This window comes from Candidatus Methanarcanum hacksteinii, from assembly GCF_964305265.1.
GTDB classification, from domain to species: domain Archaea; phylum Thermoplasmatota; class Thermoplasmata; order Methanomassiliicoccales; family Methanomethylophilaceae; genus Methanarcanum; species Methanarcanum hacksteinii.
This window is the reverse complement of sequence record NZ_CAYATA010000001.1, coordinates 187145-203116: the sequence shown is the minus strand read 5'-3', so window position 1 is coordinate 203116 and position 15972 is coordinate 187145. Positions and strand designations below refer to the sequence as shown.

The 15972-nt window shown below is 40.7% G+C and carries 10 protein-coding genes; 2 read left to right on the top strand and 8 right to left on the bottom strand.

Annotated features, from left to right (window positions below; all coding sequences use genetic code 11):
* The first annotated feature begins 33 nt into the window (after nt 1-33).
* Nucleotides 34-666 (top strand): hypothetical protein, encoded by a 633-nt coding sequence (locus ACI2NF_RS00845; protein WP_400210950.1) that lies wholly within the window; start codon nt 34-36, stop codon nt 664-666.
* A 24-nt stretch (nt 667-690) separates the two neighbouring features.
* Here the strand turns inward: ACI2NF_RS00845 and ACI2NF_RS00840 are convergent, their stop codons facing one another.
* From ACI2NF_RS00840 to ACI2NF_RS00815, 6 genes are read right to left on the bottom strand one after another with little or no spacing between them, the layout of a single operon-like run.
* Nucleotides 691-1758: a 3'-5' exonuclease gene (locus ACI2NF_RS00840; protein ID WP_400195676.1), complete on the bottom strand. Its 1068-nt coding sequence runs from the start codon at nt 1756-1758 to the stop codon at nt 691-693.
* The gene (locus tag ACI2NF_RS00835; RefSeq protein ID WP_400195675.1) at nt 1748-3355 is read right to left on the bottom strand and encodes an ATP-dependent nuclease; all 1608 of its coding nucleotides are present in this window, start codon (nt 3353-3355) and stop codon (nt 1748-1750) included. The genes ACI2NF_RS00840 and ACI2NF_RS00835 overlap by 11 nt, the downstream gene beginning before the upstream one ends.
* On the bottom strand, nt 3355-3957 hold the full coding sequence (locus tag ACI2NF_RS00830; RefSeq protein WP_400195673.1) for a DUF4391 domain-containing protein: 603 nt from the start codon (nt 3955-3957) through the stop codon (nt 3355-3357). Before ACI2NF_RS00830 ends, ACI2NF_RS00835 begins: the two co-directional genes overlap by 1 nt.
* Complete coding sequence (locus tag ACI2NF_RS00825; RefSeq protein ID WP_400195671.1) at nt 3954-7166, bottom strand: helicase-related protein; 3213 nt, start codon at nt 7164-7166, stop codon at nt 3954-3956. The genes ACI2NF_RS00830 and ACI2NF_RS00825 overlap by 4 nt, the downstream gene beginning before the upstream one ends.
* A gap of 4 nt (nt 7167-7170) precedes the next feature.
* Nucleotides 7171-10245 carry a type III restriction-modification system endonuclease gene (locus ACI2NF_RS00820; RefSeq protein ID WP_400195670.1) on the bottom strand — a complete coding sequence of 1025 codons (3075 nt, stop codon included), beginning with the start codon at nt 10243-10245 and terminating at the stop codon, nt 7171-7173.
* A 12-nt stretch (nt 10246-10257) separates the two neighbouring features.
* Nucleotides 10258-12216 carry a site-specific DNA-methyltransferase gene (locus ACI2NF_RS00815; RefSeq protein WP_400210949.1) on the bottom strand — a complete coding sequence of 653 codons (1959 nt, stop codon included), beginning with the start codon at nt 12214-12216 and terminating at the stop codon, nt 10258-10260.
* A gap of 322 nt (nt 12217-12538) precedes the next feature.
* Here ACI2NF_RS00815 and ACI2NF_RS00810 point away from each other — a divergent pair, with 322 nt between their 5' ends.
* On the top strand, nt 12539-13213 hold the full coding sequence (locus ACI2NF_RS00810; protein WP_400210948.1) for a hypothetical protein: 675 nt from the start codon (nt 12539-12541) through the stop codon (nt 13211-13213).
* 374 nt (nt 13214-13587) lie between these two features.
* On the opposite strand, the gene ACI2NF_RS00805 is transcribed toward ACI2NF_RS00810, so the two are convergent.
* Both ACI2NF_RS00805 and ACI2NF_RS00800 read right to left on the bottom strand, forming a co-directional pair.
* Nucleotides 13588-14214 carry a DUF5677 domain-containing protein gene (locus ACI2NF_RS00805; protein WP_400210947.1) on the bottom strand — a complete coding sequence of 209 codons (627 nt, stop codon included), beginning with the start codon at nt 14212-14214 and terminating at the stop codon, nt 13588-13590.
* 123 nt (nt 14215-14337) lie between these two features.
* The gene (locus ACI2NF_RS00800) at nt 14338-15948 is read right to left on the bottom strand and encodes an HNH endonuclease (protein ID WP_400195665.1); all 1611 of its coding nucleotides are present in this window, start codon (nt 15946-15948) and stop codon (nt 14338-14340) included.
* Nucleotides 15949-15972: the final 24 nt, after the last annotated feature.

The window sequence follows — 15972 nt, the reverse complement described above, 5'->3', positions numbered from 1 at the left end:
GATGAAGAAGATGGTCCGGTCCGAGGGGATGTGATGGACTGCATGGACCCGCATCCGTACAGATGGCATTACCTGAACGGGATGCAGATCCATGATTGGGTCTACGAACCTCTGAAGGAGGCTTGGATCGATGGGGATGTGCTGCACATCAGACTCGATTCGGGAGAGTATCTCACAGAGATACGTTCAGACGATACGATCGACAGGTACGATCTCCACCCGTACGATCCCACGACCGATCTGGAGCATTTCGCGATAGAATGCTACAGGCATCAACTTCTGAGGGAGATGATGGCCTGGAGGCGGGAGTACGTATACGGAACGCCGGCACTGAGTCCGTTCTCCAGGAACATATCCGTGGAGGATGCGAAGCGTATCGATTCCATGGGAAACATACAGGACTCGATGATTCCGAATGCGCAGTTCAATCAGATATGTGAATGCGCCGAACTGATGGGGATCAGATTGCAGCTATCATATGACGTACCGGTATTGGAGAATCCTGCGATGTATCCTGTTGAGAAGAACTGCAGCACATGCCTGAGAAGGAACAAGAGCAACGGACGGCATCTGAATTGCAAGAACACTGAAAGGCAGATATGCTGCAACAAATACATCTGGGATCGGAAGACTCCGGCTAAAAGAAACGATCATTCATCATTATAACATAAGAAAATGAAAAATGATGTATCATTTGGCTTGTTGACTTATCTCTTGTGAAAACCAATGATTATGAGAGCAATCGTTATCGGGAACTACGAAAGCAACACTGTATTTTGCTCTTGTTATTGCAACATATAATTTACAACGTGTTTCCCCGGAAAGTTGATAATCATTATCATCAAGCCATTTGAACATTTTTTCTGTAAGATATATTAAAACATGATCATATTCTAATCCTTTCGATTCACCAAAATTTGAAACAGGACTTATTTTAGAACATTTTGTTGTACGATTATAACGTAATTGTACAACATTTGGTATCTGTTTTAGATACGACTCGATATCACACTTTTTCACATAAAAAATACCACAATGAATATTACTAATTGTTAAATCACATGTGGTATGTGGAAGATCAGGAAATAATAGATCAGATAATTCACCGATTTTTGTTACACATCTATGATTTACATTGAGTTTATTATAATTAATGAATACATGTTTCTTCTTGAAATAATCAAAGATATCTGCGTATGTTTTGTTTTTCATTCCGTTGTTGGTTACATATGTACGTTGACGTGGATCTCCCACTAACGTAACATCTATGTTATCTTGAATAAGCTCGATTAGATCATAATCGTATCCTGAAAGATCTTGACCCTCATCAAAATAGATATGATTAAAAATCATACCAATTCTGTTAATGACTTTTCCAGAATTCTTTTCATTCAATAAAATCACTAAATCGGATACACGATCCCGATATACTTCCATATCATCATTAAAGTAATAATCGAGTTCTGTTTTTTTAATATACTTGGGGGGACTAGTAAAACAAAGTCCCGTAATTTTCTTATCCGTTATTTGAGACAAATAAGGCTTAATTCCATGCTCTATCATAAATGAAAACCAAGTCTGTACCGTTATTCTGCCTGGAACAGATCCACATTTTTGTACAATTCTCTGAATGATAGAATCCCTATTCTGTTCTGTATATGTTACTATTGCAATTTCATCCTGACAAGCTAAAGCTGAATCAAGAATATATTGTGTTTTTCCAGAACCTGCACAGGCTACGATTATTTCAGTCGTCAAAAGAAATCGCCCTCTCGATATAATCTGGCATTGATATCTTCTTCTCTGAACTGAAAATCTTCAAAGCGCAATCAACTTTGTTATTATGCATGTATAATAGAATTTCTTCGTCTGAACCATTGTAATTCAATATTTCTTTAATCGTTTTGGAATCAGAATAATATAGTTCAGGTTCTAATGTATTGGCATTATATCTTAAATCAGATGTAGGATTGGGACGTACAGATTCTGAATAACAGATCTTTATCTTATCTGAAATATATTCTTCGAACTGTTCAGCTCTTTTTTCTGGATGTCCATCATTATCCATCACAGCATTTACTTGTAATTTCAACTCCTTGGCAATTGATAAGAATCTTCTAAAAGATGTACCGACCGCAATAATGTCAATTCCATCTTCATGAGGGTAATGGCCGTTCTTGTCGTAGTACGCTTTTTGTATGATGAGATCATCCGAATCACCCTCTACTAGTATTGTTTTCTTTGATAAAACAATCCTCAACGTATCATAACCAGACCGTTTCTTGAAAAAATCATCTGGATCAACATCTTTGAGTCTTCTTACATCTCCATCACTTCCAAGGATAATGATGTGACTAAGACCTAGATTATTAGCTACAAAACTACTATGGGTAGTGACAATGGTCTGATTATGAATTGTATTTTGAGATATAGTATGAATAAGCCTATTCATATTGGAAAATGATAGATGATTTTCCGGTTCTTCAATCAGCACTATATTTGCTTCTTCATCCGTATTATACAATGCCAACTCTGTTTTCAACATACATTGTTTGCCACGACCGATATTATCGAATGGCGTCCCATTCAATTGAGTAATGAGATTAGATTCCCAGGCAGTTCTTGAACCAAGTTCTACAGAAATGGATACCTCGCCTATTGTATCTTTGAACTGGTCACGAATACGATCATTAATCTTTTGAATCGATGATTCTTCCTTGAACGTTTTTTGCAAGAAGCGATGAGTTTGAATTATTTGTATCTCGTCATCAGATGTCATTACATTTTTCATTATACGATTAATGTATACATCCAAACCGTTCTGATACCTATAATTGACAGAATCAATAAAAGCAGTCTTTAACGATATATTCCTATTAGAAACAGGTGCATCAGCGAAAGTATTCCAAATAACATGATAATATTCTATGGGGATGTCTGTAATTTCTTTTTGAACAACAAGAGTCCGATATTCTTCTCTATATTGTTCATCAAATTCAATGGTATAGAATATGCCTTCACAATCTTCTTTCATTGAATTTCTGTTACCACGTAATCTTGGCGACACATTTTTAAGATACAACTCTATAGTAATGGATGGCGGTAGATTATACTCCCCTTTAGATGTATGTTCAATGTATTCATCAGTTTCAGTTTTATTAAACAGATCCTGTGACAATTCATTTTTCAATTGTCTTCCACGATACATTCCTGTAAGGGCCAGATGAATTGCTTCCATTATTGTTGATTTTCCAGACCCATTGTCTCCAACCAATATATTTAAATCATCATTCAAATCAAGAGAAAGAAATTTGAATTTTTTGAAATTTTTAATAATTACTCTTTGAATAGTCATCAGTTTTTACCTTCATTACGAATAGATTGTATCTGCTCGAATAGTTCCCTTTTCTTCTTAGGCTGCTTCTCGCTCATCATCTTCTTCGTTAGCTGGGCAATTTGTACTTCTTTCGCCTTGCGTCTCTCATTCTTGGAGATCTGATCAGAAAGACTATTGCCCTCTTCCATCTCGATATGTCCTATCTGTATCACAAGGTTCTTCCAGACATTATCGAGATCCAATCCTTCAAGGGTTAATGAGAAATCGGATTGTAGCATCCACTCTCCTTCGATCAGAATATCATTGAACACCGTTGGCTTGCATCTGATGCCGCATTGGAGAACGATGACCATCCTCTGGCCTATGAGATCGAACAGCATTGACAGGACGCGGGGATCGCAATCCTCCTCGCGAAGCTCTGCCTTTAGGATAAAGATGTTCTTGATATCTCCCGGCGGGATATTCACTGTACGTGGAGAGATCTCATTGGAGATGACGATCCTATGGATGGAGGAATCGAATCTCGTACGTTCCTGTCCCGAAAGAGAGAACTTCTCGATGATCGCTTTTTTCGAGATGATATTATTGATCTCGGTAGAAGGGGGAAGGCCGAAACTCACCTTATCACCAGGAAACAGATGAGTTCAAAATCATCGATGCCTTTGATCTTCGGTCCTCCGAAGCTTATGTCCTTGCCGGAAAGAAAATCGTCCAGATCGGATTGATCCTTCCTCTCGATTATCGTGTCGATGGATTGGCTCAAAAGCTCTGAGACACGGGCCATATCCTTTCCGTCCCTCGTCTCCGCATTGAATCTGTCGCAGAGCTCTTTGTACGGGGTGTCACGATCCCGGCACTCGAAGCGCATCAGATCCAACATCTTCTTCGGAGAGAGGTGATCGCACAGTACCTGTCCCTCGTCGGAGATGTAGACCATATAGAACGGATGGAGTCTATTCTGCCGGTCAACGTTGACGCTGTCGTTGATGTTCTTCAATACAAACACGATCCCGGGCGGAGTATCTTTCGACGATGGAACCACAGTATGAAGGCCGAAAGGCGTCCTTTCCAAATCACCGTGAGTTTTGATGTAATCCAGAAGATCCAAACGGAATTCGTTCAATCCAAGATCCAAAATGGATACGCCCGATTGCATATCCTCAATATCGACGACCTCTTCCTGAAGCCTCTTTAATTGCTGCTTCCTGTAATCCAGGTCTCCATGTTCGCCCATATTGATGGGATCATCATCACCTGTCGAAGTCAGGACGGACACTTTCATGCGGTCCTCAACCCTCGTTTTGAGATTGATATACTCGTCCAGATCCATATCGGGCCAGAAATTAACGAGTTGGATTCTCTCGTTTCTGCTACCGATACGATCCACCCTTCCGAACCTCTGGATGATCCTTACGGGATTCCAGTGGATGTCATAGTTGATACAGAAGTCGCAATCCTGAAGGTTTTGTCCCTCGGATATGCAGTCTGTACCGATCAAGATGTCGATCTCCCCTTCGACATCCGGCATGACCTTCTCTTTATCCTTGGATATCGGCGAGAAGCATGTGAGGACATCATTGAAATCCGTGCCTACACGAGGTAGCGTCGATTCCGATCCTTTGGAACCAGTCACCTTTCCGAAATGGAATTCCTTCAATACAGGATCCGTTGACAGTTGATGATAGAGGTATTCGACCGTATCCGAGAAAGCCGAGAAGATCAGAACCTTCCTGTTACCAGGATTGATAGGATTCGCGGTCTTATCCAGTACGACCTTGCGAAGTGTATTCAGCTTCAGATCGTGTTCCGGAGTAACAGGTTCGAGACGCTTCAGGATGTTGGACATGACAGCGCTATCGTAATGGAGATGTGCCCTCCAAGTAATGTAGTCCATGTCCCCGATGTCAATCTGAAACTCTTTCTGCGTCATGAAGATCTCGTCCGTATCCATGTCCGGATCGATCTCGTCCGTATCGAGTTCATATCCTTTCAGAACGATCTTCTGTCTTGTAGTCTCGTAGCGGTCTATCGCTTCGATTGTTTGATTGACTCTGTTTATGACCTTCATCAAGGTTATGCGAAATGAATGGATGGAACTTTCAAGCCTCTTAAGAAGCGAAATGGACATTAGTTTCCTGATTCCTCTTTCACGGCCGGAACGATTGGTGTTCTCGGGACCAACATATTTGAAGCGTTTGCTTGCAAGAACATAATCAGTAGGGATGTAGATCGCCAGCTTCAGACGGTCGAGTTCGGCATTGATCTCCTTGTAAGGCATGACGTTCGGAAGATCCGAGATTCCCGGATGGAGTGATATGGGATTGAGACGCGTCGGGAATCTGCCGATACCCTCCATGGAATAGTACTTCTCTATGTGCCTTCTCGAACGTGCGATGGTCACACTGTCCAGGAGAGTGAAGAAATCGAAATCGAGCATCTTCTGAAGCTGATCTGTCGTTCTTTCCTCGACAGGAAGATTGCTCCACCTGATAAAAGACCGCTGCGCACGGGCAAATACATCCTCTACCGAGGACGAAAGCTTCAGATTGGTCTCGGACAGGAGTTCATTACCGGCGAAGGCAATCTTCAACTGATTGTAGAGATCATTGAATCTGTTGTTCACCGGTGTAGCGGACAACATAAGGACCTTGGTCTCCACACCTTTCTTGACCACATCATCCAGGAGCTTCTGATAACGGTTCATCTTCTCGTCGTCTGGGTTCCCGCCGTTCCTGAAATTATGGGATTCATCAATGACCACGAGGTCGTAGTTTTCCCAGATGATTTTCGATAGATCCATTCCGTTGGACATCCCTCTCTTGCGAGATAGATCCGTATGATACAGGACATCATACCTGAAACGGTCATCGATCAATGGATTATTTCTATATTTGTTACGATAGACATTCCAGTTCTCAGACAGCTTCTTTGGACATAGAACGAGAACGGACTTGTTCCTGCACTCATAGTATTTGATCACTGATAGCGCGGTGTATGTCTTTCCCAATCCGACGCTGTCTGCGAGTATGCAACCGCTATAAGTCTCCAGCTTGTTGATTATGGATAATGAAGCATCCTTTTGGAACGGATACAGCGTATTCCAGATCTTCGACTCCTTGAATCCTACTCCCTCCCTCGGAAGATAATCCTCAGATATGTCCTCCAGGAATTCGTTGAAGATGTTGTACAGAGTCATGAAATATATGAACTCTGGAGGGTTCTCGACATATGCCGCGGTAATGGAATCCAAAACCTGATCCGTCACATCCTGAAGTCTCTCTGGGCTGTTCCATATGGCATCGAACAATTGGAGGAATTGTCTGCTTTCAGAATAACCGGACTTCATGACGTAATTGCTGATGCTGTTCCCATTCTCGAATCCGAGGCCGTCGGTTGTGAATCCGATCAGAGGGGTGTATGCCAACCCATCGCCTTCCTGAGATACACACATGAATGAATTCATCCCACTGGATGTGATATTGGTACGGAACTTTGCCTTCCTTCTGATCCAATTAGCACATTCCTTGGCTATGGCTTTCTGAGTCAATTCGTTCTTCAGACGGACCTCGAACTCCGTACCGTAGATGCTCTTCTCCCTGGAGATCTGAGGGATGTAGAACTCCCTCTTCTCCTTCGGGGCCTTCTCTTTCACGAATGTTGGAGAAGTGAATATGAAATCAAACTCCTTGACCCCTTCCAATTGCTTCTTCAGCTCCTGGAATGCGTATATAGAAAAGGTAGCTGAGGCTATACGTATCCTGCTTCCCTTCTGGATGGTCTCCTTAAGATCATCGCCCATGGTCCTGTTCACATTATCGAGAAGTTCCATGGTATCAATCCATATCTTTGATCAGCTTGAGAAGATTCTCGTATGTATCCACGTGATGATAGCGAACGTTACTTCCAGGAACATTATAGATCTTCTCAGCACAATGGATCTTCGCCTTCTCGATTGGTTTCAACTGCATGGAATCCATGCTGCCCTTAGTCTCAGCGATGAAAAAGATGTGTTTGATTCCATGAGAATCATCAAATGCGATAGCCCAGTCCGGGGAGTAGTTACCGACAGGCGTAGGAATCTTAAATCCCTTAGGAAGCTTGGCATAGACCGCGACTTCTTCAGCTTTGTCGAGTGATTCGGCAAATCTTCTCTCCACACTATCCTCAGCCAATCCATCGGTGAACACATAGTCCAAGATATGTTTAGTTCCCTCGAAAGCTTTCATGGGGTCGCAACTAGTTTTACTCTCGGTAAAGATGGAGCTGTCATAAGTCTCATCGATTCTATTATAAGTGATGTGATCAACGATCATCGTGGCTTTTGCATCTTTTATGAGTTTGCATACCTTGGTAATGAATTCCTCCGGGTTCTGTCTGAACATATCGAATTTCTTCTGTTCAATTCCTTTAAGAATCTCGACTGCCGTGTTGCGGGTGATCGTTGAACCTGTAGCAATCTCTCCGACGAGATCGTACTTTACGGATGAACCGGAACTTACCAGTTCTTTCGTCTCTTGTTTCTTCTTTTCGAAAGCCTTCCCTTTTTTGAGATCATTCTCATTTAGTTGTTCATCTTGATTGCCACTGGTGATAATGTACGACAATCTGCTAACGAACAGACTATCGTTAATGGATTTGATCGATTTACGGATGAGTTCCTGGCTATCATATTCCACGCGATATGTGTATTTGTGATTGATTTCGTGCCATAGCGCCTGAAATTCCTTCCTGTTGAAGTTGTCATTGAGACGATTTTCTTTGATGCGGGTCTTCTTCCCATCATCAATCATTCCTTCGAGTGTACCTCCTTCAACGACTATACGAACCAATTCCATGGCAGCATCATTGTATGCAGCCAATTCGGAGGTTGAATCGAAGAACGCGATACCCGATTCTATGGCTTTTCTACAATCCTCTGTGGGCATATCAGAATCATCGATATATCCCAAACGAATGAGCTGATGATAGATCTTATTGGCAACCTCGCCGGAGATTACCTTTCCTTCGCCCTCAATCGTAACTCTCATTCCGGAAAGTAAATCCTTATCGATCTTCGTTGGTCTCTCACGGAGATCCTCGGAAATCTCTTTTTGGAGGTCTTTGACAAATGAATCATACCCCTCGCTGGCGATGACAGTGAGTTTATTGATGTCATGAATGAGATTCCCGCATTCTTCCAGGTCCATTCTCTCTCCATTTGAATTAACACATAGACGTAAACCGCGACCCACTTCCTGACGTTTTCTGATGCTGCTATCCGAATGCTTCAAAGCACAGATCTGGAAGACATTGGGATTATCCCAACCTTCGCTGAGTGCGGAGTGGGAGAATATAAAACGAGTAGGTTCTTCAAAACTGAGCAGTCTTTCCTTGTCCTTAAGAATGAGATCATATGCATCAACATCATCAGAATATTCAGACTTGCCCTTGATAGGACTATCGATGTTACGTTTTGTCTTCTTATCGATACTGAAATATCCCCTGTGCGTAGATTCTATTGGAATGGATTTTACATACTCAATATACTCAGGTTCGAAGAATTGTCCACGTTCATTTAGGATGCGAGAATATTCCTCTTCGAACATCTTTCCAAACGGTCCAAGAATGGGGTTGCCGGACTCATCATACTGACGATAATTATCCACCTGATCGATGAAGAAAAGCGATAAGCACTTTATCCCCTTCTTGAAAAGTTGATTTTCTTTTTCAAAATGAGAAAGGATTGTTTCTCTGATCTGTATTCTGCGAAGGTTTTCCTCGGAAGTATCTCCATTGACTTCACCCGGGGATAACTTCAGACCATTACTGAACTCTACATAGTTCTGATTAGGGTCGATGTGTGTAACAAAAACATCACGATATGTTTCCAAGTTTCTAGATTCGATATAGAGATTATCTCCCTGAGATAAGATACGGGTATCACGTCTCACACCATTGGAATAGGAGATTTCCATCTCGATTCTTATTCTAGGAGGAAGTTTGGAGTCTAATACAATATCATCGAGATAAATATAGCAAGATGTTCCAGCCAGATTCTTTGTCTCAATACCTTTGACTTCGATCTTCTTGACAAGTTTTTGATTGTACGCATCGAGCGCATCCAATGAATAGATCAGATTGTGATTGACCTTATGGGTGGCTGAGAAGTTCATCGAGAATAGAGCATTGAAGTTTTTCTTCAGAGCATCCTGTGTCGCTTTTCCGCTGAGTTTCTGAGGTTCATCTAAAATAATGATCGGATTATTGGCAGCAATAACATCGATAGGACGACGAGATTGGAATTCATCGCGCACACTATAGATGATCCTACTTTCCTTGCTAGTTCCGCCCTCTTTGAGAGAAGATGCGAATGCTTGAGAATTGATAATCATTACATTGATTCCTGATCTGCGGGAGAAATCATCAAGCATCTGCAGATTAGAAGAATCATAAACAAAGAATCTGGCCTTCTTCTGATAATGTTCCATAAAGTGATTCTGAGTTATTTCGAAAGTCTTTCTCACACCTTCGCGGATAGCGATACTGGGAACAACAACGATGAATTTACTCCAACCATAGCGTTTGTTCAACTCGAACATCGTCTTAATGTAAACATAGGTCTTTCCTGTCCCGGTTTCCATCTCGATATCTAATGAACATTTACCAAGAGTATTATCAAGATCCTTGGATATACTAATATCAGAACTTCTTTGGATGCGTTTTATATTATCCAACAACTGATCATCTTCCAACGTGAGGGGATGATTAGAATATGCTTCCACATCTTTTGTTTTTAACAAACGATTGTAGTATGCACCCATATCGAAGACATACGTGTTCGAATCATCGAAGCATTCTCCCTCGAAAACATCCACTATGCTCTCGACAGCATCAGTTTGATATGGTTGAATCTTGAAATTAAATCTCATGATCCCACCCAATCAAATAAGACGAACTTCGGTTCCAGGACTGTATGTCTTGAAGATCTGTTCTATATTGGAAAGCATCTGATCGGTCATTCCAGGCCCGTTACGGATGACAGCATAAGTAGGTTTGATCTCTCTCTTGGCAAGAGCAGTGATGGTCGATTCAGAACATAAATCTGATAGACAAGCAACCAGATATCCGTCATCTACTATCGAAACAGGAGTATTTTCAATTGATTTTGTTTCGATTTTAGCAGAAAGTTCTATTCCAAGTTCGAGCATTGCCTGCGTAAGAAGATCCTCAGAAGAACGATCTGGTTTCACATTATTTCCGAATTCTTCTACATTCATCTGTTTGAATGATTCTGGATTAAAAAAAACGTCAGTCATGTTAGAAGAATCAAGTTTGTAGACACGGAAACCAATATCTATGTCATTTCTCTGATTTTGAATTTTTTTACCAAGACGACGAATGCGTTCTTTTCCAATTTCGGTTAGCACATGCGGTCTTGATATCGAATCTAAAAAATCAATTATTTCGTTAATTGTTTGTTTAGTGGTTCCCGACGTATTAATCATTTTTTTATCTAAATCTTCAGGTATTTGAACCATTATGTATTGCCTATTGCCAGAATCTTCTAAATTTTGAAGGATTGTTGCATAAGCTGTTGATGAAGAACCTGCAAAAAAATCTAAAATGATTTCATTTCTTAGATTTAAACTTTTAATAATTCTCTTCAGCATAAAGACAGGCTTCTGTCCATTTTCAAATACTACTGATTCAGTTTCTTTGTTTAAGTTAATTGTAGATACATCTGTCCAAATATCTCCAATATATTCATCTACATATTTAGACAAGAATAACATTTCTTTATCATCCCATTTTATTATTTCATTCCCATCTCCATTTATAATTTTACAAATACCTTTTGAATCTCCTCCATATTTGATATAATTATCAATAGTTTTACTATTTGTACGATAAATTAATTTATTCGCATTTTCTAGTTTCCAGTTATTTATCTCATTATTTTGTATCGAAATACCTAATTCTTTGAAATATTGATTCAATGGCTTTATAACCCATTTCTCACAAGGATCATCAATATTGGTGATAATATTAGAATAATATTTTAGGTATTTTTCTAAAGATTCAGGATCTTTATGTTTTTTTTCAATGGTTAATTGTATTTTATTAGCGTTTTTTGCATATATATATAAAGTTTCTTTCAATTTAGCATATTTATTAAGATGTTTCATCTTCACTCCCGACAATTCACTCATTTTGACGGATATCGAATTAATATGATTAGATTCTCCAAATATTTCATCACATATTTTTTTAAGATTGCATTCTTCACAATCATCTATACTTAAAAAAATCGCTCCATCATCACATAGTAAATCACGAGCTAATACTAACCGGGGATAAATCATATTCAACCAGTCAGTATGGAATCTACCATTACTGCTGGTATTGAGAACAAGACGCTCGCCTGAATCAGAAATGTCGCCACTTTTTTGAGAATATTCCTCAGCACTCATCGAATAATCATCATCATAAACAAAATCGTTCCCAGTATTGTACGGCGGATCGATATAGATCATCTTGATCTTACCGAGATATGTCTCCCTCAAAATCTTAAGGACCTCAAGGTTGTCCCCCTCGATATAAAGATTCTTCGTAGTATCAAAATCAACACTTTCTTCCCTGCAGGGACGAAGAGTCATGGTAGTCGGGGCGTTTGCGAGAACCCTTGCCTTATTCTTATCCGGCCATGTGAACTGATATCTTTCTTTCGGACCTTCAACGACATGATCGGACAATTCCTGCCTCAGAGCATCAAAATCCACTGAACGGACGACCTTCTCATTCTCTTTCGATTCCGTAATGCAGTTCGGGAAAAGTTCACCCAGCAAACGAATCTTCTCCTGGGATAGATCCTTCGTACACATCTCAAGCCGTTCTGTCATTATAAGAATGTAAGTGTAAACAGACTATAATCCTATGGCTAGATTCCGTTAAGTTCAACCATATTTTTGGTTGTTAATGATTGAAATGGAGTGATTCAGAACGGATGTTATTATCACGTCATATCAGCCTCCGATATGTCAAACTCAAAAAAATCTTCTTTGGGCCACGCCCCTTCATTCCGATATCGAGCAAGCATATCGTGTCTTCCGTTCAGCTCGCTTCGGTTGTTATAATGCTCGCATCACGTGAATCCACGTAAGCAGCTCTCTTTTTTCCTTCATTGCGGGGCGTGAACCCCGAAAGAAAAAGGAGTTGTAAGAAATGACTACAACAGATGAGATACTGAACGAGACCTTCAAGAAGGTCGGAAATGACTTCGAATGCGATACATCCGCAGAGTTCGCGGCATACCGCGACTTCAAGATCCGCTGGCAAAGGTCCTACAGATGGGCCGAGTTCCAGGTGAGCGATTACCTCAAGAACGCACCTGTGGAGGTCCTTGAGAGCCTGGCAAGGACGATATTCACCAAGATCCAGGGTGATGAATGCAGCTACTCCAACAAGGTCATCGAATGGCTGACCGCACCGGAGTTTGTGGACACGACCCAGCCGATGTTCATCCAGAGGGACCGCAGGATCAGCTTCGACGACGGAGAGCACAAGGATTTGGAGGAATCCCTGAACAGACTCAGGGAGAACGGGTTCATAGGAGACACCGAGAAAATGAAGATCTTCTGGTCCAAAGAACCCACTGAGACGAAGGGAGCATGGTCATCCATGCTCATGAGGGTCGTCACCGTGAACAAGGCATTGGATTCAAACGATGTTCCGGATGAGGTCCTGGATGCGGTCATACTTAAAGAGGTCGCAGCGATCGAGTGCGATTTCTCTCTGAGTCCTATGGACAAAAAGAGAACCATCGACGATAGGATGAAGCTCTATCCCGGATTCGATGGGATCTCGGAGTGGCTTTACAAACACGGTCTCGAAGCTTGAAAAAGGGGCACACGGAAGTGTGCCCCCAGCATACCTAAATTTAATTGATAATAATATTATTTTTAATTTCCTATTATCATGCAATATCATAATTATAATTCAATAAATTGTTCTATATCAGTTTCTAACGGCATTTTATGAAGATAATTATGATGCATTCTTTCTAGTATTGCGATTATATTTTTATCAAATTTAATATCATCCAACAATGATTGTTCTACGCAATGTCCAGGATATTTTAAAAGAAAAATTCTCAAAGTATGATAGCATAAAAGCAATATTGGATTTAACAATCTAATGTCAACTTCGTAATCATCAAAGCATGGATAATATTTTCCACCATTCTCGTCCAAATAGTATTTAAAAATAGCTGATCAATCGCAATGAACAAAATGACTCGATGAAGCATATGGAGTATACATGATAGTTAGATCTTGATCCTGCATCATCTCATACATGTTATGCAATTTAGGAATTGCTTCATTGCCATCATATTCTGCAGAATCCAAACTTTCTTGAATGGATTTTAAAAGATTTTCTTCATATTCTGATTCCCCACAATAAAAATCCTTATCACGAGAGTTCATATTATCTAGTATTATTTTTTTAAATTTTAATTCTGGTTTAATCGAATTTTTCCTGAATATATCAACTTCTTCGGGATGATCTAAAAAATACAATAAACGTGTACATGATTCCACTAATGTACGAATGTGAAAATTAGCCACATACACATCAATAACTCTCTTACAAACAATACGTCTCATATTACAAAGCGTTTTAAAAATATGCACCAGCAAACCATAGAATACTGCCTGATTTTTATCGTACCCAACCGCAGTATGTTTAGAAGTTCTGATGACATATTCGAATCTATATATAGGAAGACTAACAACATCAGTCCATATTCTTGTAAAATCTTCATTTGTTAAAGTTCCATCAGATTCCTTTTTGACAAGCTCATATAGATTAATAGATATCTGACAATCGTCTGAATGCATAAACCCTGGTATTGATTAAACAATATTATATACAATGGGATTGAACAACACCATAATCTAAACGATATCAATATAAGATAAAATCTGAAAAAAGAAGGAGATGATTATGTTCCAGATATGATGTCAATCCTTTGATTCTGTTTTGATCATATCATTGATGTTCAAAGGATTGGATATGACCGTCGTACCATCCGGGGTCTTACCCGAATTGAAAATCGTCTCCCAGTAAAGATATGGATTCTTACCGCCGAATACCGTATTGGAGAGAGAACGGTTCTTCCAAAGAGGCAGTTCCCTCAGATTGATCAGGAAGTTACGAACATTGGTCCAAACGACATCGGGATATTTTCTCTGAAGGAGATTATCCTTGTCGTACATGGCACCGTTGATGGCGCAATAGCTCTCGATGATGAGGCGGACATATCCGATCCAACCGTGGAGGACCTCTTCCTTGAACATCCTGCATGCGACGATGTGATTCTCAGGGATTCCGGCATCCTTCTCCTTGGAGATGTCATCTTCGAGACGATACGTACCGATTTCGTCGTCGAACCGATCGACAAGCAGTTCTTCAGCAATGAGATTGCAGATCCTGATCGTCTGATCTCTTTCCAAAATCCTTGGATTTTGACCTTCCTCTACTTTGAATCCGATAGGAGTGGAGAGTATCGTCTTGGAATTGATGAACGTAGAGAGGATAGTTTTCTCGAAAGTGCTGTAAGAGAGAGGATGAGAGTGCCCCCTTCCTTCGAAGTTGATGAAATTCTTCAACTTGTTCTCGGTACTGTTGGTTATAGCGTTCTTCTGACTGTTGATGACATACGTCTTGACTGCCTTCTCTCCTTTGAAATAATCGACTACATTCTGTTCGGAGAAGCTGCAATCATCCGGTTCGAGACCTTTCTCAGTACGATAGCGATCCAAACGGATAGAATAGAGGCCATCATGCAATTCCCTGACGATGGCCTTATCGAAGGCTATCTGCCTCAGCTGCTTGCCAGCAGCGAGATTTGTTTCCATCAGCTTGTCGAAATCAGAATTGATGAAGAGACGTACGAGCACAGACCTGGCGCCCAGCATTATCTGGGCAACAGTCTTGTGCTGACCGTCGAATAGCTTGATTTTGTTATCATCATATCTGGCAAGACTGATCTGTAACTGGGGATTCGTTTTATGGAACTCCTTGATCAGGAGATTGACCGAACTGTTCAACCCTCTCGGATTCAGGTCATCATCATGATACAGATATTGGATGGGTACATCGATGAAAGCGGTCAATTCACCGGATAGTGTATCTCTGAATACAGGGGTCGTCAGGATGTCCGTCTTGCCGAGCTTGTCGAATGCGTATTTCAAACGGTCACCGTCGATGGCCAGATTGATATCGTAAATCGAACCGCCCAGATCGTTCAAAACATGTTTCAGAGACGGCGTCTCTCCCTGACCGGTCGCTTTCTCAATGATGTTGTTGAGACGGCATATGGTCTGAGCGACTTCCAGGTCTGCATCCTGTTTGGATTTGTTACAGGATTCATGGGTGACTGCAAAATTCGATTCCTGATCCTTGCCGCCATTGACCAGGGGTTTGATATGATCGATGTTGGTATGGTGAACCTCGGGATCTATGATCTTTCCACAGATGAAACAAGTGTTGCGTTGAGACTCCAACAATTTCTTCGTCAATTGTTTGTACTCATCAGACGATAAAGAATCTAAGAATTTCGAGTTACCCATGATAGACCAACATGATGGTATTGA

Bases quoted from the DNA above. Each gene is read 5' to 3' on its own strand.
- ACI2NF_RS00845 (WP_400210950.1), top strand. From the start codon at position 34: ATGGACTGCATGGACCCGCATCCGTACAGATGGCATTACCTGAACGGG.
- ACI2NF_RS00835 (WP_400195675.1), bottom strand. From the start codon at position 3,355: ATGACTATTCAAAGAGTAATTATTAAAAATTTCAAAAAATTCAAATTT.
- ACI2NF_RS00825 (WP_400195671.1), bottom strand. From the start codon at position 7,166: ATGGAACTTCTCGATAATGTGAACAGGACCATGGGCGATGATCTTAAG.
- ACI2NF_RS00820 (WP_400195670.1), bottom strand. From the start codon at position 10,245: ATGAGATTTAATTTCAAGATTCAACCATATCAAACTGATGCTGTCGAG.
- ACI2NF_RS00815 (WP_400210949.1), bottom strand. From the start codon at position 12,216: ATGACAGAACGGCTTGAGATGTGTACGAAGGATCTATCCCAGGAGAAG.
- ACI2NF_RS00810 (WP_400210948.1), top strand. From the start codon at position 12,539: ATGACTACAACAGATGAGATACTGAACGAGACCTTCAAGAAGGTCGGA.
- ACI2NF_RS00805 (WP_400210947.1), bottom strand. From the start codon at position 14,214: ATGCATTCAGACGATTGTCAGATATCTATTAATCTATATGAGCTTGTC.
- ACI2NF_RS00800 (WP_400195665.1), bottom strand. From the start codon at position 15,948: ATGGGTAACTCGAAATTCTTAGATTCTTTATCGTCTGATGAGTACAAA.